The organism is Bradyrhizobium sp. Leo78 (assembly GCF_059512425.1).
Map to the genome: position 1 here is coordinate 156,178 of NZ_JCAMOT010000002.1, position 22,117 is coordinate 178,294.

Here is a 22,117-nt window from a genome sequence, read left to right on the forward strand (position 1 = left end):
ATTCAGCGGCCGATGATCATGGCGCGCAAGCTTCGCGGCACCAGGACGGCCAGCGCGACGTGAATGACGAGGAAGGCCACGATCAGCGCCATGCAGATGAAATGGACATAGCGCGCGACGTCGTAGCCTCCGAACAGCGCGGTCAGCCACTGCAACTGCACCGGCTTCCAGATCGACAGCCCCGACAGCACAATAACCACACCGACGATGATAATGCCGGCATAGAGCAGCTTCTGCACGTAATTGTACTTGGCGAGATCGTCGTGCGAGAGCTTGAAGGTCAGCGCCGCCTTGGTGTCCGAGATCACGCCGCTAGGGGTAATCGGCAGCAGCTTCCTGCGGAAGCGGCCGGTGACGAAGCCAAGGACAAGATAGACCAGGCCATTGACCATCAACAGCCACATCGCGGCAAAGTGCCAGAGCAGCGCGCCGCCGAGCCAGCCGCCGAGCGTGATGCTGCGGGAGAACGTGAAGTTGAACAGCGGCGAGGCGTTGTAGATCTGCCAGCCCGACATGATCATCAGGATCATCGCGACCGCGTTGATCCAGTGCACGATCCGCACCCAGGCCGGCTGGATCACCTTGCCCGTGCTGGCGGAGGCTGCGTGCTCGTTGCTGACTGCAAGGCTCGACATGGCTGTTTCCCTGCTCGGGGTTCGTTACCGATCTATACGCCCGGATCGGGGCCTTGTTACCGCGACACCTGGTACAAGTGCGATACGCACGTCGCTTCGCGGTCACAAAAAAGCGAGCCGGGTTTCCCCCGGCTCGCTGGTCCTTACGCTGCCTGTCGGGGGATGAAACAGGCGCGTGCGGTGTTACGAGGCAGGCATCAACACGGTGTCGACCACATGGATCACGCCGTTGGACTGGTTTACGTTGGAGATCGTTACCGTCGACCAGTTGCCCTTGGCGTCGCCGATCCAGACCTTGCCGTCCTGCTTCTTCACCGTCAGTTCCTCGCCCTCGACAGTCCTGAGCTTGTTGCCGTCGGCAAGGCTGGAGGCCTCATACTTCCCGGGCACGACGTGATAGGTCAGGATCTTGGTCAGCGTCGCCTTGTTCTCCGGCTTGACCAGGGTTTCGACGGTGCCGGCCGGCAGTTTGCCGAACGCCATGTTGGTCGGCGCGAACACCGTGAACGGGCCCTTGCCTTCCAACGTGCCAACGAGGCCGGTGGCCTTCACCGCGGCGACGAGGGTGGTGTGGTCCTTGGAATTGACCGCGTTCTGGACGATGTTCCTGGACGGGAACATCGCGGCGCCGCCGACCATCACGGTCTTTTCCTCGGCGCGAACCGGCGCCATCACGCTTGCGGTGAACGCCAGCGCACTGAACGCTGCGGCGGCGAGAAGTGCTGTACGTTTCAACATGGACAATCTCCCGTTTGGCTAACAATGACCGGCGGAGCTGCCGCCGGGGATGAAGGCAACGACGGTGCGGCTATTCGATTGGGCCGTCGTTGGCCGCAGCTACGGGAGGGTTTGGGACGAGGTTTCGCGGGATAATTTATCGTGATGGCTGAAACTATCTGCAAGCGTGGCCGTGGGGTGACGTGCGTAGCCCGGATGGAGCGCAGCGCAATCCGGGGCCACTTGATCGGCGGATGCACCTATCCCGGATTACGCTGCGCTCCATCCGGGCTACAGGGGATCAAAGACTAATCCCTGCTCGTGGGGGTCTGGATGAAGCCGCGGTTGTGGGTCGGGCTGATCAGGATCTCGTTGACGCAGACCCGCGGCGGCAGGCTGGCGACGAAGGCGATGGTGCGGCCGAGATCCTCCGGCTGCAGCATCTTGGCCTGCTCGGCTTCGCTCGGCACCACCGGCCGCAGTTTCAGGATCGGCGTAGCGACCTCGCCGGGCGACAGGCAGCAGGCGCGCAGGCCATTGGCGCATTCATCCATGTTGAAGGAATGGGTCAGCGCCAGCACCGCATGCTTGGTCGTGGTGTAGGCCGGCCCCGGCATCTTCGAGACATGGCGTCCGGCCCAGGAGGCTACGTTGATGATGCAGCCATCCTGCTGCTTGCGCATCGCCGGCAGCACCGCATGCATGCAGTAGAGCACGCCGTTGAGATTGATCTCGACCAGTTTGTCCCAGCCTTCCAGCTCCATGTCGGCCCAGCTCCGCTTCGGCACGTTGATGCCGGCGCTGTTGACCAGGAGGTCGATGCGGCCATGACGGCCGAGGATCTGGTCGGCGGCCTTGTTGACCTCGTCCTTGTTGCTGACGTCGAGCGGGATGGCCTCGGCCTTGCCGCCCTTCTTGGCGATGTTGGCGACCACCCGGTCCAGCTCCTCCTTGCGGCGGCCCGAGACCACCACCGTCCAGCCGTCAGGCGCCAGGAATTCCGCCCCGGACTCGCCAATCCCGGTGCCGCCGCCCGTCACCCAGGCCACGCGTTTCCCATTATTTGTCATGCAAACTGTCTCCGTTGCTTTCCAAAGGGCGTTTTTGCTAAGCCATTCGCCGGATTTCCCGGCCTTTTCGCCCTTCCAGGGAATGTTGCATGAACACGAGCGCCAACGCCAACCTGTTTTCCCGCCTGTTCGACGGTCTCGAGGATCCGAGCCGGCTCGCGATCGAGCAACTCGACGGCAGTCGCATCAGCTATGCGGACCTGATCGCGCGCACCGGGCAGATGGCGAACGTGCTGGTTTCGCGCGGCGTCAAGGTCGGCGACCGTGTCGCGGCGCAAACCGAAAAATCGGTGCAGGGCCTTGTGCTTTATCTCGCGACCGTGCGCGCCGGCGCGATCTATCTGCCGCTCAACACCGCCTATACGCTGAACGAGCTCGACTACTTCATCAGCGACGCCGAGCCATCGCTGGTGGTGTGCGATCCTTCCAAGGCGGAAGGCATCGGCGCGATCGCGGCGAAAGTCGGCGCCAAGGTCGAGACGCTCGGTGCCGACGGCAAGGGCTCGCTGACGGAGGCCGCCGACAAAGCGAGCCCGGAGTTCAAGACGGTCGCGCGCGGCAATGATGATCTCGCCGCGATCCTCTATACGTCGGGCACCACCGGCCGCTCCAAGGGCGCGATGCTGAGCCACGACAATCTCGCCTCGAACTCGCTGTCGCTGGTCGACTACTGGCGCTTCACCAAGGACGACGTGCTGATCCACGCGCTGCCAATCTATCATACCCACGGCCTGTTCGTGGCCAGCAACGTCACGCTGTTCGCGCGCGCCGCGATGATCTTCCTGCCGAAGTTCGATCCGGACCTGATCATCAAGCTGATGGCGCGCGCCACCGTGCTGATGGGCGTGCCGACCTTCTACACGCGTCTCCTGCAGAATCCGGCGCTGAACAAAGAGACGACAAGGCATATGCGGCTGTTCGTTTCGGGCTCGGCGCCGCTGCTCGCCGACACCCACCGCGAATGGTCCGCGCGCACCGGCCACGCCGTGCTCGAGCGCTACGGCATGACCGAGACCAACATGAACACCTCCAACCCCTATGACGGCGAGCGCGTGCCCGGCGCGGTCGGCTTTCCGCTGCCCGGCGTCTCCGCGCGCGTCACCGACCCCGAAACGGGCAAGGAGCTTGCGCGCGAAGAGATCGGCGTGATCGAGGTCAAGGGCCCGAACGTCTTCAAAGGCTACTGGCGGATGCCGGAGAAGACCAAGGCCGAATTTCGCGACGACGGCTTCTTCATCACCGGCGATCTCGGCAAGATCGACGCCAAGGGCTATGTGCACATCCTCGGCCGCGGCAAGGACCTCGTGATCTCGGGGGGCTTCAACGTCTATCCCAAGGAAATCGAGACCGAGATCGACGGCATGCCCGGCGTGGTCGAATCGGCTGTCATCGGCGTGCCACATGCCGATTTCGGCGAAGGCGTCACCGCCGTCGTGGTGCGCCAGCCCGGCGCCACGATCGATGAAGCCGCGGTGCTCAACGGGCTCGATGGCCGATTGGCGAAATTCAAGATGCCGAAGCGGGTGTTCATCGTCGACGAACTGCCGCGCAACACCATGGGCAAGGTGCAGAAGAATATTTTGCGGGATACGTATAAGGATATTTATTCGAAGAAGTAGGGGCGCACAGCCGCTCCGGGGGACAGAGCTTATGAACCGAGAGCAAGCGGAAGAGATTCACGAATATCTGCTTGACGTTGTTGAGTCGCTCGAGCGAGCAGAGGGAGCGATCTCCAGCCTCGGTGAGGAAGCACGAAGGATGTTCGCCAGCGGTCTTGGGGCAGCCGGCGATGCCGTGTACTACGAGCTACTGTTCGTGCTCTACAAGAAATTCCCGGATCTGAGACCGCCGGATAAAGAGGCTCCGCACATCCTCAGCACACTTCGCTGGGAAGAGGTTTCGCTTCCGTCTTCGATTTCCGAAGCCGATATCGATGGGATCATCTTTTCGGTGCTGCATTCTCAGTGGCGCAAGACGGCGGCGATCATTGGCTGGGCGCTCGATCGGTGTAGGGAACTGGGACTGGTGGTCAGCGATGAGGTTCTCGCTGCGCGGCTCGGCGCATTGGCCGAAGCCGACTGCATTGAGAGCCAAGGCGATCTCCGCATGTGGCGGCATAGTGAGGTAAGGAAAAAGCCGTCGAACTGACCGTCCGCCGCTGAAAGCGCAGTTCGGCAACTACTGCCCGCTCACGAGGCTGATCACGAACCGGCCGCCGACGATGAAGAGGTAGGCGCCGAACGCCATCTCCAGCGCCCGCTTCGATAGCGCATGCGCGACCTTCACGCCGAGCGGGGCGGTGACCAGCGTGGTCGGCATCACCAGGATGGCGCCGATCAGCGAGACATAGCCGAGCGCGAACGGGACCTGCAGCGCAAGGACATCGGGAAAGCTCGCCGCCGCCGGCCAGCCGGCATAGACATAGCCGAGCGCGCCGGGGATCGAGATCAGCACCGCGAGTGCCGAAGAGGTCGCGACCGCCTGATGGATCGGGCGGCCGTAGAAGGTCATCAGGAGATTGGCGAACAGGCCACCGCCGATGCCCATCAAGGTCGAGAGCAGGCCGACGAAGAAGCCGTAGACGCGCATCAGGAGACCTTTCGGCAGTTCGTCGCCGAACTTCCAGCCCTCGCGCGCCAATAACAGCCGCGCCGCGGCCGACCAGGCCACCATCACGAACACGATCTTGAACAGCCGCTCCGGCGCAAACCGCGCGGTGACGCTGCCGGCGAGGACACCGAGCACGATCGGAATCCACCAGCGCTTCAGCACCTCCATGTCGACAGCGCCACGCCGGTAATGGGCGCGAAACGAACTGATCGAGGTCGGGATGATGACGGCAAGCGAGGTGCCGATGCAGAGCGGCATCCGCACCTCCACTGGCACCCCGGCCAGACGAAAGCATTCGTAGAACACCGGCACCAGGATCGCGCCGCCGCCGATGCCGAACAGGCCGGCGAGAAAGCCGGACAAGGCCCCAACCGCGATCAGCAGCAATGCGAGTTCAAGGAGTTCGATAAGATCGAGGCCAGCCATGATGTCCCTTGCGCCAGCGTTTAGTCTCTGCAGCCTTGCACGCGCAAGGCCGCCAGAGCCGCCACGGCTGGCGCCGCGAGGATCAGGCCCACCCCGAAGACCGAGGGGTATCGATCGCCCGCCTGAGCCAGCATCGCGGCCCCATCCAGCAACAGCCCCGTAACCGCGAAAACAACCGGACCGATCAGGCCATCGGCCGATCGGTTGTGAAGCAGACGCATCGTCCTGGGATGCGATACGAAGCCGGTACTCCATCCCATCTCAAATTCCTCCATATGACGGCTTCCCGAAGCCTAGACCCTTGTCGAAGGCGGGAGTATCTAGCCTCTTTGGTGGTCACCTTTGCGAATTCCGGAAGGATCGGATGGACCAGCTTTCGGCCATGGCGACCTTTGTGCGCGCGGTGGAGACGGGCAGCCTCTCGGCGGCAGCCCGCTCGCTCCCGAGTTCGCTGACCTCGGTCAGCCGCCAGATCTCCGCGCTGGAGCAGCATTTCGGCACCAGGCTGCTATTGCGCACCACGCGGCAGCTCGCGCTGACCGATGATGGCCGGATCCTCTATGAGCGCGCGAAATCAATCCTCGGCGAGGTCAAGGAAATCGAAGCCGCATTGTCACGCGACCGCCACCAGCCCTCGGGACGACTTCGCGTGAGCTGCCCCAGCCTGATGGGACGGCTCGTGATCGCGCCGCTGCTCGCCGAATTCCTGCGCCGCTATCCACTGCTGTCAGTCGATCTGCTGCTGGTCGATCGCGCCGTCGACATGGTCGAGGAAGACATCCATCTGGCGATCCGTGTCGGCCGCTTGCGGGATTCGCAACTGGTCGCGCGCAAATTCGCCGACCTCAGGATGATCGTGTGCGCCTCACCCGCCTACCTCGCGCGCCACGGCGTGCCGCAGACGCCGCGCGACCTCGCTAGTCATGACTGTCTCATGTTCTCCGATGCACCCGGCAGCGCCGAGTGGCGCTTCGCGGAGAGCACGAAGGCAGACCGCAAAATCCGCATATCCGGTCGGCTCTGGATGAATAGCCTCGATGCGCTTGCCGCGGCGGCGAAGGAAGGCGCCGGCATTGTGCGCGTGCCGTCGTGGCAGGTCGACGCCGATATCAGGGCTGGCAGCTTGCGGCGCATCCTCGCCGACTACGAACCGCCGCCCACGCCGTTGCACCTCGTGTTTCAGCCATCGCGGCTTGCGTCGCCAAAGACGAGGGCATTTGTCGATTATCTGGTTGAGCGATGGCGAGCCGCCGACCCGTTCGGCGCGCATGCAGTCGCAGCCTTATAACGGAATCAGAATTCGCTTCTTGGACTGGATCGACCGCCCTGGTATACCAAGCCCCTGATCGGCTTGCTTCATCAATGGTGTAGCAATGAATACCCGTTCGTTTTGCAGGCATTTGGCCGTTGCGCTGTAAGGTTCGACTCCGTAAATAGAATTTATCTACCGCGCTCCCCGATGGGCCGGCCGCGGTCCCACCAAACTCAAAGTCGCTGATGACCGCCAGGATCGAACGACCGCTCTCGCCCCATATACAGACCTATCGCTGGACCCTGACGATGGCGCTTTCCATCGTCCATCGCGCCACGGGAATAGCGCTTTATGCCGGCACGCTGCTGCTCGCCTGGTGGCTGATCGCGGCGGCCTCCGGCCCCAGCGCCTACGCCAATCTGCAGGCTTTCACCGGCAGCTTCATCGGCAAGCTGATCGTGTTCGGCTACACATGGGCGCTGATGCACCATCTGCTCAGCGGCATCAGGCATTTCGTGTGGGACTTGGGCTACGGCTTCAAGGCCAATGAACGGGAAGCCCTCACCTGGGCCGCGCTGATCGGCGGCATTGTGCTCACGGTGCTGATCTGGATCATCGCTTACGCGATCGGAGGCGGACGATGAGCGACTCTCGTTCCTCGATGCGCACGCCGCTCGGCCGCGTCCGCAATCTCGGCGCCTCGCATTCCGGCACCACCGATTTCTGGCGCCAGCGCCTCACCGCCGTCGCGATGACGCTGCTGATCGTGCCGGTGCTGTTCGTGATCCTGACGCTGGTCGGCCGCAACCATGCGGGCGCGACACAGATCCTCGGCTCGCTGCCGATCGCGATCATCCTCTTGCTCTTCATCGTCGCCAGCACCTGGCACATGAAGATCGGCATGCAGGTCGTGATCGAGGACTATGTGCATAACGAGAGGCTGAAGCTCGCCAGCATCATGGCCAACAATTTCTTCTGCGCTGCGGTGGCCTTGGCCTCGATCTACGCGCTCCTTAAATTATCCTCGGGAGTATGAACCATGGCCGCTGAAGGTAACTGCAAGGCCACCAATGGCAGTGGCCCGGCCACGAACGGCAAAGCCTATCCGATCGAAGACCACACCTACGACGTCGTCGTGGTCGGCGCCGGCGGCGCCGGCCTGCGCGCGGTGGTCGGCTGCTCGGAAGCGGGCCTGCGCACCGCCTGCATCACCAAGGTGTTTCCGACCCGCTCGCACACGGTCGCGGCGCAGGGCGGCATCTCGGCCTCGCTCGGCAACATGCATCAGGACGACTGGCGCTGGCACATGTACGACACCGTCAAGGGGTCGGACTGGTTAGGGGACCAGGACGCGATCGAATACATGGTGCGCAATGCGCCCGAGGCGGTCTACGAGCTCGAGCATTGGGGCGTGCCGTTCTCGCGCACCGAGGACGGCAAGATCTACCAGCGTCCGTTCGGCGGCATGACCATCGACTACGGCAAGGGCCAGGCGCAGCGCACCTGCGCCGCCGCCGACCGCACCGGCCACGCGATGCTGCACACGATGTACGGCCAGTCGCTGCGGCACGCCGCCGAGTTCTTCATCGAGTTCTTCGCCATCGACCTGATCATGGACGACCAGGGCGTCTGCCGCGGCGTGATCGCGATCAAGCTCGATGACGGCACGCTGCACCGCTTCCGCGCCCAGACCACGATCCTCGCCACCGGCGGCTACGGCCGCGCCTATGCCTCCTGCACCTCGGCCCATACCTGCACCGGCGACGGCGGCGGCATGGTGCTGCGTGCGGGCCTGCCGCTGCAGGACATGGAGTTCGTGCAGTTCCACCCGACCGGGATCTACGGCGCCGGCTGCCTTGTCACCGAGGGCGCCCGCGGCGAAGGCGGCTATCTCGTCAATTCCGAGGGCGAGCGCTTCATGGAGCGCTATGCGCCATCGGCCAAGGACCTCGCCTCGCGCGACGTGGTCTCGCGCGCGATGACCATCGAGATCCGCGAAGGCCGCGGCGTCGGCAAGAAGAAGGACCACATCTACCTGCACCTCGATCATCTCGATCCGAAGGTGCTGGCGGAGCGGCTGCCCGGCATCTCCGAATCGGCGCGGATCTTCGCCAATGTCGACGTCACCCGCGAGCCGATCCCGATCGTGCCGACCGTGCACTACAACATGGGCGGCATCCCCACCAACTTCCACGCCGAAGTGCTGACCAAGCGGGACGGCGATGACAATGCGGTGGTCCCCGGCCTGATGGCGATCGGCGAGGCCGCGTGCGTCTCCGTGCACGGCGCCAACCGGCTTGGCTCCAACTCACTGATCGACCTTGTGGTGTTCGGCCGCGCCGCGGCGCTGCGCTGCGCCGAGAAACTCACCGCGAACGCCAAGCAGCCGGAGCTGCCGAAGGATTCCGCCGAGATGGCGCTCGGCCGGCTCGATCATTTCCGCTACGCCTCGGGCGGCACGCCGACGGCGAAGCTGCGCGACAGCATGCAGCATGTGATGCAGACCAATTGCGCAGTGTTCCGTACCGGCGAAGTGCTGCAGGAAGGCAAGAACCTGATCCACAAGGTGCATGGCGGCATTGGCGACATCGCCGTCTCCGACCGCTCGCTGGTGTGGAATTCCGACCTGATCGAGACTCTGGAATTCGACAATCTGATCGTGCAGGCCGTCGTCACCATGGATTCGGCGGCCAATCGCACCGAGAGCCGCGGCGCGCATGCGCGCGAGGACTTCCCGGATCGTGACGACAAGAACTGGATGAAGCACACGCTGGCCTGGCTCGATCAGAAGGGCAACACCACGATCGAGTTCCGCCCGGTGCACGATTACACAATGACCAACGACGTGCAGTATATCCCGCCCAAGGCGCGTGTGTACTGATCGCGCGTAGTGATGACGACAGCGAAGGCTTGCAAGCATGGTTGAATTCGCGCTTCCGAAGAACTCGAAGATCTCAGGCGGCAAGACCTGGCCGAAGCCGGCCGGCGCCACCGAGACGCGCGAGTTCAAGATCTATCGCTGGAATCCGGACGACGGCAAAAATCCGAGCGTCGACACTTATTATGTCGACACCAACGATTGCGGACCGATGGTCTTGGACGGCCTGATCTGGATCAAGAACCACATCGATCCGACGCTGACCTTCCGTCGCTCCTGCCGCGAGGGCGTGTGCGGCTCCTGCGCCATGAACATCGACGGCCAGAACACGCTCGCCTGCACCAAGTCGATGCACGACGTCAAAGACGGCGCGGTGAAGGTCAACCCGCTGCCGCACCAGCCGGTGGTGAAGGACCTTGTCCCCGACCTCACCAATTTCTACGCGCAATACGCCTCGATCGAGCCGTGGCTGAAAACCACAACGCCGACGCCGCAGAAGGAATGGAAGCAGAGCCACGAGGACCGCGAGAAGCTCGACGGCCTCTACGAGTGCATCCTCTGCGCCTGCTGCTCGACCTCGTGCCCGAGCTACTGGTGGAACAGCGAGCGCTTCCTCGGTCCCGCCGCGCTGCTGCAGGCCACGCGCTGGGTCACGGACAGCCGCGATGAGGCCACCGGCGAACGGCTCGACAATCTCGAGGACCCGTTCCGGCTCTATCGCTGCCACACCATCATGAACTGCGCCAAGGCCTGCCCCAAGGGCCTCAACCCCTCCGAAGCGATCGCCGAGCTCAAACTGAAGCTGGTCGAGCGGCAGATGTAAGCCGCCGGCGAACGTTACAGGGACGACGGCCTGCGATAACTCGCGCCACGGGTCAAAAGCACGGGTCGTCTTCGCTCATTCGGGGTACCGATCTACCCTCGAAAGCGGTCATCAAACATTTAAGCGTCCGCGCCGACAACCCCGTTCCTGCCTGACGCCTTCGCCCGATAAAGGGCAGCATCCGCCTTCTCGAGCAGCTCCCGAAAAACCCTGGCATGGGTTGGAAAGGTGGCGATGCCGATGCTGACCGTCACCGGCCGCTGCAGTTCTGGATGAGTGCTGTCGGCCACAGCCGCCCGAATGCGTTCTGCCAGCGCCATGGCGCCTGGGGGCAGCTGCGGGCACAGCAATGCGAACTCTTCCCCGCCATATCGAAACAGCTCGTCACCCTCACGCTTTGAGGCGACAATCGTCTCGGCCACCTTGCGGATCACTCCATCGCCGACGACGTGGCCACGGCTGTCGTTGATCGATTTGAAGTGGTCGATGTCGATCATCATGAGACTAAGCGACAGGCCCGATTGCGAAGCAGCCTGCAGCATTGCCACCCCTTTCGCATCGAACTGCCCACGATCCTGAAGTCCCGTCAGCGCATCCCTGCCAACTCGCTCAGCAAGCTTCTCGTAGCGATGCCGGTAAGTCAGGCGATCGAACACGTCCGCGGCGCGACGCGATTGCACGGGAAGAGGCTCTCGTTCAAAGATGCGGAGATATGCGGTCATCATGAGGCTGAAGAAGGCAGCCGCGGCGACCTTGGCGATCCACCCGCCGTAGAATGCCGATTCTGGCACGCCGGTAAGATGATGCAGCCCCAGGTAGAAGAAAGCCTGGTCGAAGCTCAACACAAGCGCCAGGCTGATGAAGATCCGCCCGGGGACGGTGGTCGTCACCAATTTTCCAAGCCGTTCATAAATGATGACAAGGGCGATCAGATCGATGAACAGCAATAGGCTGCCCCAGACCATGAGCAAGCCCATTTGGTCGATGAAGCGGAGATCCGGATTATAGCCTGGCAAGCTCGCCGGATTGCTATAGAGGCGCAGGAGAAGCCCTAGCGCGATCATCAGAATGTTGCCGCTCAGGAGGCCGTAGATCGGCTGCCGCATCACCTCGGCGTCTTCCTTGATGTAAAGCAGCAGGAAAAAGGCGAGCTTGCCCGTGAACATCACGGTGGACCCCGGCGAGATCAGCCCGAAGGGCAGTTCGATGAAGAAGGTCGCGGCTAAATAGGTCTCGAGGAAGTGCATCGTGCCGAGGAGGCAGAAAAAAACACCAACTCCAATGCTCTGCCTTGCTCTGAAAATGCTCCCCATGACAATGAAATAGATGATGCCATGCGCGAGCAGGACGAGAGAACCGAACATACCGCCGAGAAGCCCCTACCGTGAAAGTCGATCTGTTCCTCTCCCTTGCCATTTTGCTTTGCTCCCCTCAATAGGGCGCGTCGTCGGTGCAAGCAGTACCTTGAAATCCTCCGTTCCCCACATCCGCGGCCATCGCGCGTGAGGATCAGCGCACCGCAGCTTGAACGGCGCGCGCCCTTCTGAGGTCGGCCGTCTCGGCGCCCTCATCGAACCAGCGGCAGATCGGCTCCAATAGCGCGCGCGACGCCTCAAGCTTTCCTTGCGTGCGCCAGAGTTCGGCGAGATCCATCGAGGCGCGCAGCTCCAAGGATTTCGCGCTTTGACCGCAAGCCACTTCGATGGACTTCGTCAGGCACGATTCGGCTTCCAGAATGTTCGAGGGGTCGATCGCCAGAAGAAGCTGCGCTTTTTGCCGATGCAATTCCGATTCCCATGCCCTGCCGGTCACATCATCGAGACTGGTCAGGGTCTGCTCGACGATCCATAACGCGTATTCATTTTCTCCGGCCTTGGCGTGCATCTCCGCAAGCCAGCTCTCCATCATCGGCAGCATGAAGCCGACATTGTTCTGCCGGGCCTCGTCGAGTCCTCGGGCAATCTCGGCGCGAGCCTCCTCGATCCGGCCGAGGTCGCCGACGGCCCGGCCGCGCGAAATTCGCGACAGGATTGCATAGAGCGAAAACCGCTGCTCCCGCGACACCTCGAAGCTCTTTTCGGCGTTCTCGAAGGCGAGATCGGCCTCGCCGCGCAACAGGTGCACGACCGAAGTCATGTAATGCGCGAACGCTATGGTGTAGGGGTGGCGAAGATCCCGCGCCAAGGCAAGCGCCTCCGAGACGCGCGCGAGCGCCCGGTCCGGATAGCCGAGGAACCACAAGTCCCAGGACAGCAGCAGGAGCGAGGCCGCCTGCGGCTCGACCATGTAGAGATGGTATAGCGGCGGCCTGCCCTTGTTCATCGAAAGCTTGATCGACTCCTCGAAATGGTCCACCGACGATCGAAAGTTCCCGATCGTCAATAGCGTGCTGCCCATCATTCGATGAGCGACCATGCGCGGCACGGCGTCCGGCAATGCCTGGGCCCGCGACATGAACTCATCGGCCATGGCGAACGCTTCATCATTCTTGCCGGACATCCAGGAATTTCCCCACAACCCGAACAGCGCCTGGAAATATTCGGGAATATTGCCGAGCCGCAGGCACAGGGCCCGCGCCTGCGAAAAGGCTTCGCGGGTATCAGCGGAGGCATAGCCCTGCACCGCGATGAGCGGTATGCCCAACGCCAGTTGGATGTCGATCTCCTGCCTGGTCCGCTCGAGCGTATCAGGCAGGCCGCTCAGAAGCTGAAGCGCCTTTCGAAAATTGGCGATGGCCTCGACGTTGGCCGAATGCGCTAGCGCGCGTTGCCCGGACTTGAACCAGCAGCGAATGGCAAGCGGATGATTGCCGGCCTCCTGATGATGATAGGCGAGAACCTCGGGCTGATTTTCGGCGAGCTCCGGGAAATCATGCTCCAGGATCGTCGCGATGTCGGCGTGAAACTGCAGCCGCTTGCTTTTGAGCAGGGAGTCGTAGATCGCATCGCGCAGCAGCACGTGCTTGAAAGCGAAACGGACGAACGGCGAAACGTCGACCCGGTAAATGATATCAGCGCGTTCGAGCAATGAGAGCGCCGACAGCATATCCTCCTCGTCGACCTGCGATGCAGCCGACAAGAGGTCATAGGAAAACTCCCGTCCGATCACGGCCGCGATCTGCGCAAGCCGCCGGCTCGGTGCGACCCGATCGAGCCGTTCCATCAAGGCGTCGCTTAGCGTGTCCGGAACGCGGAGCAAGGCCGGCTGCGCCTTGCGCTCGACGGCACCTCGGCTTCGCAAAGGCGCGCTCAACGTGCTGTTTGTCAGTTCCTCGATGAATAGCGGGACGCCATCGGCCTTTTCGACGATCTGGTCGAGCAACGGCTGGGGCATGCTCGCGCCGCTCAGGAGCTCCCGGATCATTGCCCTGACCTCGCTGTGCGACAGGCGGGTGAGCGAGTGCAGGGTGGTGTTCGCGTGAGTGATCCATGCAGGGCGAAATTCGGGCCGGCAGGATACGATCAGCAGCACGCGGGCGCGGTCGATGCGGCTGGTGGCCAGTTCGAGCAGCTCAAGGGTCGACGCGTCAAGCCAATGCGCATCCTCGAAGATGCACAGCGTCGGGCGCTGGACGGAAAATGCCAAGAGGATGTCGACAAGCGTAGAGATCGTCCTGTTCTTCACTTGCCGCGGCGTCAGTCCTGACAGTTCGAGGTCATCTTCCAGCGGGATCGACAACAGTTTAGCGATCAGGGCGACCGGCTCTGCCGAGCCGTCAATCGGGCGCGGAAGGTAGGCCTTGAGCTTTGCAAGCTTGTCGGTATCGGGCTCGCGAGCCGTCAGTTGGGCCGCCTGTTCGATCTGCTCGATCACGGGAAAGAACGCGCTCTGACTGTGATAGGGCGAGCACTGATGGTGAAGCAGGACGTGCGGCTCATCCTCGACACGCGATTTCAGTTCGTGGAGAAGCCTCGATTTCCCGACTCCGGGAATGCCCGAAAGAAACACGACCTGGCCGTCGGCTTCCTTGGCTTTCTGCCACCTGTCGAGCAGCAGGGAAAGCTCGCTCGAGCGCCCGATCAGCGGCGTAAGGGAACCCGCATGCGCCGCCTCGAAGCGGCTCGTGGTGTGCTTTGCCGAGAGCACGCGATAGACGTGAACGGATTCAGTTACACCTTTGAGCTCCTGCAGACCGAGGTCCTGAAAATCAAACGCAGCCGAAACAAGCCGTCTGGTCGATTCCGAAACGACCACCGTATTGGCGGCCGCAAGGGTCTGCAGACGCGCGGCGATATTCGGCGTCTCGCCCACCGCGTCCATCGACCACGTGCCGCTCTCTCCGGTTTCGCCGACCACGACGGGGCCGGAGCAGACACCCACCCGGCACGTCAGGGTGACCGGCCCTGGAATGGTCGCAACTCTGGAAACGATCTCCAGCGCCGCATGCGTGGCGCGAACGGCGTCATCCTCATGCGCATAGGGCCAACCGAAGAACGCCATCGCGCCGTCGCCGAAGTAGCGCGCGACCTCTCCTCCGTAGCGCCGGATCGCGGTGCTGCATTCGCCCCGATACGCGTCAATGAGTTTTTGCAGATCCTCCGGGTCCAGCGCCTCCGAAAGCTGCGTCGACCCCACCAGATCGCTGAACATCACCGTGATCTGACGGAATTCGGCCTCGCGCTGCGGCACGACCGAGGCGGACGCGATGCCGAACTTCGCTGCCGTCAATGCTTCGATGGCCTTCAGCAGCTTCTTGCGATGGCCTAACGAAATAACGCCGAGCTTCCTGAGATCATTGTCGGTCAGATCCGGAAGGACGGAGTATTCGATATTATTGTCAGCGAAGGTTTGGGCGTACTGCCCCAAGCCGTGTCCACACAGCCAGTCGGTAACCTCGGTGGTTGTCCTCGCCATTGCAGAGGCCCTCGTCTCTTGTCGCTCGAGGCACGCCAGACTGCGACGACTGCCGTGCCGTTCTGCTCACGCCGAGGGCCGAGCACCGCGCCTCTTACTGTACGAAGGCCCTGCTCAGACGATACGGAAGCGCCTCTCCGACCGCCTGCTGAAGCTCGTCGAGCATCTCCGCCTCGGATTTGAGGAGCTCGTGATTATATCCCTCCGCCATGATCAATGCCGATTCATACGTCTCCTGGACGACCCTGATGCGGTCGCTCGGAGGAAGCGACGCGACGAACTCGATCGTCTCTTCCACATGGGCAACCTCGCTCCCAAGGCAACTGTGACTTCGGAGAAAGCGGGTCGCATCGACGCCGTCAGGGCATAGTGCCTGCACCTTCTCGATATCGGTCTTCTGCTTGAGCGCGGCGATGCGTTCCAGACAGTAGGAATAGCCGATGCAGCCGATCGGGTAGTCCTCGACGCAGAGCTCATCGAACCGCTCGCAGAGCGGCTTGATGCCGTCGGGAATGAAGTTGGCGACCAATCGCTCGGCGGGCAGGCCCAGCGCGCGAAGATCCTTGAGCGCAAGCCGGTCGTGACCAGTCTCCTCGCGCGCACGTTCTTCAAGATAAGCCGCCACTTCCGGCCTCCCCAGTTCGTTGAATCGCCTGGCGGCGCGCTGGAGATTTCGCGGCGTGTGGACAGACGTGTGGTAGGCGCCCACGATGGCAATGATGTAGCCGACAAGCGTCGGCGCCGGGCTGGCGAGGCGCTTTTCAATTCTGGAAAATCCGAGATTGATCGCGCCGTCGAGCAGCCCGATCGTGCTGCCCCTGGCGCCGACGCCCGTCATCGGCGTCGCAAACGGATCTGCGTATTCCTTTGTGCCGCCCGGGAGATGAAACCAGACCTCCCCGGACTCGCGAGCGATGATCGAAATATTGCCGCTAACGTTGACCCACTCCGTGACCAGGGGCGCCATTCCACACCTCCATATCCGAGCGGTCGCGCGCGCAACGTTTCCCGCACGGTGCGCGCGAAACTCGCCAAAAATACAGCTCAGGCCAATCTCGACTGCGCTAGATTCCGTTCGGCGTAATGGCCATCAGCAAGCGCGCTGTCTCGAGCAGAGACAGGTGATGCGGAGGCTGCTCGACGCGCGATCGGTCCGGCACCACGAAAATGACTCCGGTCCCATCAGGGTCCGGGTTGTGACAGCCGTTATTATACTCTTCTTCCGTGAACACGATGGGGTTCGCGAGGAATATGCCCCGGGCCTCGAGCGACGCCTTGGCGTTTGGCGAGGTGCCGTCCGACTGCCGCGTCGTCAACCACTTTTCAAAATCTGGATCGGTCCACGCCTCGACGATCAACTGTGCGAGGGCATCGTTCTGATAAGAAAAATCAGCAACTCTTTCTTGGAGATTAGCGTCCCGGAAGATACCTGCCATAGCGAAGCCCTCCGTAAAATACAGGGGCGCCGTTCTGACGCCCGGTATTTTGGTAGCTTAGTTGTAGAACTCTGCGGTGGCAAGCCAGACTAGCGCCACCGAAAAGGCTGTAAGCATTTGGCGGTCGACGATGAAAGCTGGCCGCGGCCGAACGCCTCGCCGTCAGGGTTTCGCCGCGGCTTCCACGCCGTGAAGCTGGGTGGCTACGATCAATTCGCCGATCTTCCTGCCCAGCTGTTTTCCAACTTCGGTAGAAAACCGATAGTGAAAACCCGCCCGCGCCTGCGGCCATCAGGCGCAGGCCGAGCGCAGAGAACTTAAGGAAGAGGTCCGACGATCGCCTGATCGTGGCGTGCCGCGATGGCGGGCAAGAGATCCATATGCTCCTCCCGGGGATCGGGAATGGCGTGCAGGTCGCGGAAGAATTCTTCGTGGCGGCGCGGCGTGGACACCAGAATATGTCGCGCGTCGGCGTCCCCGACATTGGTGAAGCCGTGGACCGTGCCTCTCGGGACCAGGACGCGTGCGCCCGGCCCTGCCACGGCGGTGCGGTCGCCGATGAGGTATTTCAGTTGGCCTGCGATCACGATGAAGAGCTTGTCTTCGGTGGCGGAGGTGTGCGCGGGTGCGCCGGTGCCGGGCTTGATCGTCATGTCGAGGATCGTGAAGGGGCTCGGATAGGGGTTGATGATCCCGGTGGTGATCCCGGCGAATTCTGTCGTTTCGAATTCCGTGGTGATATCGGCTTGCATGTTCGCTCCAGGGCAAGGTTGCGATCTGACAAACCGCATGTAGCGACCGCGCCGGCCCTGAGTAGCCCTGCCGGTCCGGACAGAGCGGCCAGGATACTGGCCAATCGGGCGCGTCACTGTCCGGCCGCCGCAGCCTCCAGGTGGCGCGCCAGGACTTGCGCGAACGCATTGACCTTGGGATTGAGGTCGGCGCGCGAGGGAAAGGTGAGATGCAGCCGGATCGATCCCGAGAACAGGTTCGGCAGCACGGGTACCACCGCTTTCGACGCAAGCTCGGCTTGGCACAGCGATTGCGGCAGCAGCCCGACGCCTTGATGCAGCAAGACGAACTCACGCACCAGGGCGAAACTGTCCACCGCGAGTTGGAATTGCGGGAACTCGACCCCGTTCTTGAGAGCACGGGACAGCAGGCGACGCAGCTCGGGCCGTTCGGGACCAATCAGCGTGCTCACCTGATGTATGTTGGCCGGCTCGCCGTTCCTGCGCAGATATTCGGCGCTGCCATAGAGGCCGAACTCCATGTCGAGAACGCCCCTGACAAGCGCTTCCTGCGGGTTGGAAGCGCCGATGCGAAGGGCGACGTCGATGTTTTCGGAGACGAGGTCGAGCACGTCGTTCGTGAGCAGCACCTCGAACCGCACGGCGGGATGCGCTTCACGGAATTCGGAAACGGCGCCGGCAATGAGCCCGGGCGGAAAATCCGCCGGCACCGTCAGACGGATTCCACCGCCATAGGGGCTGCCTGCCTTGCCCAGGCCGTCGAGCGCGCCGGCGAGGGAGGCCAGAGCCTCCGCAGAGCGTCCGTACAGTTCGGCGCCTTCCGTGGTGAGCGAGAAAGCGCGAGTCGAACGCTTGAAAAGGCGCACGCCGAGTGTCCTTTCCAAGGTCCGGATGCGCAAACTGACGGACGAGCGCGGGGTGTTGGTCTGACGTGCGGCCGCCGCAAATCCGCCAGCCCGCACGACAGCGACAAAGGTTTGAAGAGAGTTGAGGTCCATTCGGCGCGCCTTTTGTCACGCCAAATTCGGATGTCGTCGCATCGGCCGGGCCGAAATCACGCATGTCATATGATTTATCCGCGATCTGCGGGCAGACGGACGAAGCACGTCGTGGCGGAAGAGGATTGATGTGGTTGCCGGCTTCAATGACGTTGCGGAGCTACAGGATCGTTTCAACGAATCGGAGATGAGTTACATTCGAAATGTTGTCCCGTGCGTCACACCGGCCAGGACGCACGGGACCACAAATGCGGCGCACGAAACTCAACAGCCGTGGCAGATCGTGAGCTTGCGATCGACAGCGCGATCCTCTTCGCTGATTTGCTCGAGCTCGTTCGTGTTCTGCGACGGCAGGTCCTTCGCATGGGGCTGACGATGGCCGACCGGCGCAGGCCACGGCAGACCTAACGTCCGTGATGAGGCATCGGACATGCCTGACGAGACGGCCGAGGGCGATGGTTTCGCCAGTCCCACCGTCTCGGCCGTGGCCGTGCGACCAGAGAGTAAAGCTGCCAGAAGCACTGCTCCGATCATCTCACGCATGATTGCTCTCCAAAGCTTCGATTGCCGTTGGTGTCATCGGCTGACCTCCTTCCGATATGGAGCGGCCAGAATCGGCGCGGCTTGCTACAGCGTGATTTCAATCATTCGGGAGAAGAGTTGCGGTTGTAAGAACCGACCAGCTAGCCGTGATGAACTGCGGGCGAACGACCCGACGATCTGTTCTTGCACCGCCTAAGCAATAGGCACTCCGCGCGTCGATAGATCATCGACGCGTGCCATGGAGCGTGGGTTGCCACTCCGAACAGAGACGTTCAAAGCCCGAGGTCGGAAAGCCCCGGGTGATTGGCGGGACGAGGTCCCGAACGGTCCCAGTGGTATTTGCGATCGGACTCCTTGATGGGGAGATCGTTGATGCAGGCGAACCGTTTTTGCATCAGCCCGTTCTCGGCAAATTCCCAGTTCTCGTTGCCGTAGGAGCGAAACCAGTTTCCGGAATCGTCGTGCCACTCATAGGCGAAACGTACGGCGATCCGGTTCTCGGTGAACGCCCAGAGCTCCTTGATCAGGCGGTAGTCGAGCTCCTTGACCCATTTCCGCGTGAGAAACGCGACGATCTCGGCGCGGCCGTTGATGAATTCCGATCGGTTTCGCCAGTAGCTGTCCAGGCTGTAGGCGAGCGACACCCTTTCCGGATTACAGGAATTCCAGCCGTCTTCCGCGCCGCGCACTTTCTGCACGGCAGTCTCATGGGTGAAGGGTGGAAAGGGGGGACGGCTCTCAGCCATGTACGATCTCCATTTCTAGCTCGGCCCGGGTCCGGCGCATGGCACGCGAGTGTGCCCGGGCGGCTCATCCTTATCTTTCCGAAGCACGCGCCAGCTTTCCATAATGCACGATAGCTTGTGATGCGAGGGACGGAACTGGCGGCGATGGCGGCCAGCAAGCCGCGTCAGCTCCCCTTCCTTCCGAGCCGAATTTTGCGTTAAGGTTGCGGAGGATCCGGAGTGCCCGTGCAGACCGCACAACGCCATTCGCTGAAGTTGTTGCAATGGATGATGGCCGCTTCCCTGGCCCTTCCGCTGGCGCTCTTTGTTTTTGCTTCGGCGATCTCCTGGAATTCAATCAACCAGGCCGCCGACCGGGAAATCGAGCGCACGCTCGATGTCGCGCACGAGCACGCGCTGAAAGTGTTCGAGACCATCGACCGCAGCCTGTCGGAGATCGCGGAAATCATTCGCGGCCTTCCCGACGACGCGATCCGTTCGCGTGAAGAGAGCCTGCACGAGCGGCTGAAGCAGCTCACGGCATCGCTGCCCCAGGTGAAATCGGCCTGGGTCTTCGACGCCAGGGGCCACGCTCTGGTCAACAGCCTGGTGGCCCCGGCGCCCGACATCGATTTCTCGGACCGAGCGTATTTCAGGGCCCATGCCGCCGGCGACGTCGGCACCCATATCGGCGACGTGCTGACGCCGCGGCCGCCCTACCGGGGCGCACCATTCTTCGGCGTCAGCCGTCGGCGGTCGACCGAGACGGGCGACTTTGCCGGCGTGATCCAGGCATCGGTTCTGCCCGAGTATTTCGAGAATTTCTACGCGCGGATCGGCCGCGAACCCGGCAGCTTCTTCGCGCTCGGGCGCACCGACGGCGCGATGCTGGCTGGCTATCCGACGGCCGACCGCGAGTTCCGCCTCGACCCTGACGGGCCGGTCGGGCAGAAGCTTGCCGCGATTCCCGATGGCGGCCTGATCACCGTCACATCCCCGGCCGACGGCATCGAACGCCGTCTCGGTTATCGGCGGCTCGCCGAATATCCGATCTATGTCAGCGCGGGGCTCGAGACCTCGGCGATCCGCGCGCGCTGGCTCGCAACCATCGGCCAGCACCTGATCTTCGGCGTGCCCGCCACCGCGCTGTTGTTCCTGCTGCTCGCTCTGGCGCTGCGGCGGACGCGACGCCTGCATGAGGAGGCCGAAAGACGCCAGGAAGCCGAAGAGGCGCTGAAGCATGGGCAACGGCTGGAGGCCCTCGGCCAGCTCACCGGTGGCGTCGCGCACGACTTCAACAATCTGCTGACCGTGATCCGCGCCTCCATCGACATGTTGCGGCGGCCGAACCTGCCGGAGCAGCGGCGGCTGCGCTACATCGATGCGATTTCGGAGACGGTCAACCGGGCCTCGAAACTGACCGGCCAGCTGCTCGCCTTCGCCCGACGACAGACGCTCAAGCCTGAACTGTTCGACGTCGGCCAGAGCGTGCAGGTGCTGGGCGAGATGATCGGAACGCTGGTCGGGCCGCGGATCGAGATCGTCACCAGGCTGCCGGACGAACCCTGCTTCATCAACGCCGATGCCGGCCAGTTCGAGACCGCGATCATCAACATGGCCGTCAATGCCCGTGACGCCATGAATGGTGCCGGCCGGCTGACGATCGCGGTGCGTCGCGCAGCCGAACTGCCCGTTGCCGATGGCCATCCGCCGGCGCCGCACGGCTATGTCGCGGTGGCGGTCGGGGACGTCGGCATCGGCATTCCGCAGGATCAGCTCGGGCGCATCTTCGAGCCGTTCTTCACCACCAAGCAGATCGGTCAGGGCACCGGCCTCGGGCTGTCGCAGGTATTCGGATTCGCCAAGCAGTCCGGCGGCGAGATTGTCGTCGTCAGCGAGGTCGGCAAGGGCTCTACCTTCACGCTCTATCTGCCTCGCGCCGCGGCCACGGGTCCGACATTGCAGTTCGCGGCCGCGGATGCGCCGCCGGTCGACGGCAGCGGCATGTCGGTGCTGGTGGTCGAGGACAATATCGAGGTCGGCAGGTTTACGGCCGACGCCCTCGCCGAGCTCGGCTACGCCGCGACCCTGGTCGAGAACGCTACGCAGGCGCTGGACGCGTTGGCCGGCGACGCCGCCCGCTTCGACGTGGTGTTCACCGACGTCGCGATGCCCGGCATAAGCGGCGTCGAGCTCGCCCAGGAAATCCGCCGCCGCTGCCCGGACCTGCCGGTCGTGCTGACCAGCGGCTACAGCCAGGTGCTGGCGCAGCGAGGCAGCTATGGGTTCGACTTCCTGCAAAAGCCGTATTCGATCGAGCAGCTCTCGCACGCGCTGCACAAGGTCTCCCGGCCGAAACCAACACGAACACCGACGGCGGCGTCGTCCTGACGCGCGC

General features: G+C 62.9%; 21 protein-coding genes. 8 read left to right on the plus strand and 13 right to left on the minus strand.

Annotated elements, in window-relative coordinates:
* Positions 1-2: 2 nt before the first annotated feature.
* From AC5ZG1_RS03185 to AC5ZG1_RS03195, 3 genes are all read right to left on the minus strand, one after another.
* Positions 3-635 (minus strand): cytochrome b/b6 domain-containing protein, encoded by a 633-nt coding sequence (locus tag AC5ZG1_RS03185; protein WP_496131957.1) that lies wholly within the window; start codon positions 633-635, stop codon positions 3-5.
* Positions 636-818: 183 nt separating this feature from the next.
* A complete protein-coding gene (locus AC5ZG1_RS03190; protein WP_496131958.1) occupies positions 819-1,373 on the minus strand; it encodes a fasciclin domain-containing protein in 555 nt (184 codons plus the stop codon).
* 287 nt (positions 1,374-1,660) lie between these two features.
* Entirely contained in the window at positions 1,661-2,422 is a 762-nt protein-coding gene (locus AC5ZG1_RS03195) for an SDR family oxidoreductase (protein WP_496131959.1), read from the minus strand.
* Positions 2,423-2,511: 89 nt separating this feature from the next.
* On the opposite strand from AC5ZG1_RS03195, the gene AC5ZG1_RS03200 reads away from it, so the two are divergent.
* Positions 2,512-4,041 carry a malonate--CoA ligase gene (locus AC5ZG1_RS03200; protein WP_496131960.1) on the plus strand — a complete coding sequence of 510 codons (1,530 nt, stop codon included), beginning with the start codon at positions 2,512-2,514 and terminating at the stop codon, positions 4,039-4,041.
* A 31-nt stretch (positions 4,042-4,072) separates the two neighbouring features.
* Entirely contained in the window at positions 4,073-4,570 is a 498-nt protein-coding gene (locus AC5ZG1_RS03205; protein ID WP_496131961.1) for a DUF3658 domain-containing protein, read from the plus strand.
* A gap of 30 nt (positions 4,571-4,600) precedes the next feature.
* On the opposite strand, the gene AC5ZG1_RS03210 is transcribed toward AC5ZG1_RS03205, so the two are convergent.
* Positions 4,601-5,461 carry a sulfite exporter TauE/SafE family protein gene (locus tag AC5ZG1_RS03210; RefSeq protein ID WP_165435483.1) on the minus strand — a complete coding sequence of 287 codons (861 nt, stop codon included), beginning with the start codon at positions 5,459-5,461 and terminating at the stop codon, positions 4,601-4,603.
* A gap of 17 nt (positions 5,462-5,478) precedes the next feature.
* Positions 5,479-5,733, minus strand: a complete 255-nt coding sequence (locus tag AC5ZG1_RS03215; RefSeq protein ID WP_496132096.1) for a hypothetical protein — start codon at positions 5,731-5,733, stop codon at positions 5,479-5,481.
* Between the two features lie 89 nt (positions 5,734-5,822).
* Between AC5ZG1_RS03215 and AC5ZG1_RS03220 the strand changes: the two genes are divergently transcribed.
* From AC5ZG1_RS03220 to AC5ZG1_RS03240, 5 genes are all read left to right on the plus strand, one after another.
* Positions 5,823-6,746 (plus strand): LysR family transcriptional regulator, encoded by a 924-nt coding sequence (locus AC5ZG1_RS03220; RefSeq protein ID WP_496131962.1) that lies wholly within the window; start codon positions 5,823-5,825, stop codon positions 6,744-6,746.
* 209 nt (positions 6,747-6,955) lie between these two features.
* On the plus strand, positions 6,956-7,354 hold the full coding sequence (sdhC, locus tag AC5ZG1_RS03225) for a succinate dehydrogenase, cytochrome b556 subunit (RefSeq protein WP_028165151.1): 399 nt from the start codon (positions 6,956-6,958) through the stop codon (positions 7,352-7,354).
* 17 nt (positions 7,355-7,371) lie between these two features.
* Positions 7,372-7,746: a succinate dehydrogenase, hydrophobic membrane anchor protein gene (gene sdhD / locus AC5ZG1_RS03230; protein ID WP_496132089.1), complete on the plus strand. Its 375-nt coding sequence runs from the start codon at positions 7,372-7,374 to the stop codon at positions 7,744-7,746.
* A gap of 3 nt (positions 7,747-7,749) precedes the next feature.
* Positions 7,750-9,591, plus strand: a complete 1,842-nt coding sequence (gene sdhA / locus AC5ZG1_RS03235) for a succinate dehydrogenase flavoprotein subunit (RefSeq protein WP_496131963.1) — start codon at positions 7,750-7,752, stop codon at positions 9,589-9,591.
* 37 nt (positions 9,592-9,628) lie between these two features.
* Positions 9,629-10,411, plus strand: a complete 783-nt coding sequence (locus AC5ZG1_RS03240) for a succinate dehydrogenase iron-sulfur subunit (protein WP_028165154.1) — start codon at positions 9,629-9,631, stop codon at positions 10,409-10,411.
* A gap of 119 nt (positions 10,412-10,530) precedes the next feature.
* Here the strand turns inward: AC5ZG1_RS03240 and AC5ZG1_RS03245 are convergent, their stop codons facing one another.
* The 8 genes from AC5ZG1_RS03245 to AC5ZG1_RS03280 all read right to left on the minus strand — a co-directional run bounded on the left by AC5ZG1_RS03245 (position 10,531) and on the right by AC5ZG1_RS03280 (position 19,740).
* A complete protein-coding gene (locus AC5ZG1_RS03245; RefSeq protein ID WP_456644738.1) occupies positions 10,531-11,775 on the minus strand; it encodes a GGDEF domain-containing protein in 1,245 nt (414 codons plus the stop codon).
* Between the two features lie 145 nt (positions 11,776-11,920).
* Positions 11,921-15,265, minus strand: a complete 3,345-nt coding sequence (locus AC5ZG1_RS03250; RefSeq protein ID WP_496131964.1) for an adenylate/guanylate cyclase domain-containing protein — start codon at positions 15,263-15,265, stop codon at positions 11,921-11,923.
* Between the two features lie 94 nt (positions 15,266-15,359).
* A complete protein-coding gene (locus tag AC5ZG1_RS03255; protein ID WP_051396836.1) occupies positions 15,360-16,232 on the minus strand; it encodes a hypothetical protein in 873 nt (290 codons plus the stop codon).
* A gap of 97 nt (positions 16,233-16,329) precedes the next feature.
* Positions 16,330-16,701 carry a hypothetical protein gene (locus tag AC5ZG1_RS03260; protein ID WP_028165157.1) on the minus strand — a complete coding sequence of 124 codons (372 nt, stop codon included), beginning with the start codon at positions 16,699-16,701 and terminating at the stop codon, positions 16,330-16,332.
* A gap of 317 nt (positions 16,702-17,018) precedes the next feature.
* The gene (locus AC5ZG1_RS03265; RefSeq protein WP_456644736.1) at positions 17,019-17,453 is read right to left on the minus strand and encodes a cupin domain-containing protein; all 435 of its coding nucleotides are present in this window, start codon (positions 17,451-17,453) and stop codon (positions 17,019-17,021) included.
* Positions 17,454-17,566: 113 nt separating this feature from the next.
* The gene (locus AC5ZG1_RS03270; protein WP_456644735.1) at positions 17,567-18,451 is read right to left on the minus strand and encodes a LysR family transcriptional regulator; all 885 of its coding nucleotides are present in this window, start codon (positions 18,449-18,451) and stop codon (positions 17,567-17,569) included.
* A 264-nt stretch (positions 18,452-18,715) separates the two neighbouring features.
* Positions 18,716-18,994: a hypothetical protein gene (locus tag AC5ZG1_RS03275; RefSeq protein WP_028165159.1), complete on the minus strand. Its 279-nt coding sequence runs from the start codon at positions 18,992-18,994 to the stop codon at positions 18,716-18,718.
* 272 nt (positions 18,995-19,266) lie between these two features.
* The gene (locus AC5ZG1_RS03280; RefSeq protein ID WP_456644734.1) at positions 19,267-19,740 is read right to left on the minus strand and encodes a nuclear transport factor 2 family protein; all 474 of its coding nucleotides are present in this window, start codon (positions 19,738-19,740) and stop codon (positions 19,267-19,269) included.
* 225 nt (positions 19,741-19,965) lie between these two features.
* Between AC5ZG1_RS03280 and AC5ZG1_RS03285 the strand changes: the two genes are divergently transcribed.
* On the plus strand, positions 19,966-22,110 hold the full coding sequence (locus tag AC5ZG1_RS03285) for a hybrid sensor histidine kinase/response regulator family protein (RefSeq protein ID WP_496131965.1): 2,145 nt from the start codon (positions 19,966-19,968) through the stop codon (positions 22,108-22,110).
* Positions 22,111-22,117 lie beyond the last annotated feature (7 nt).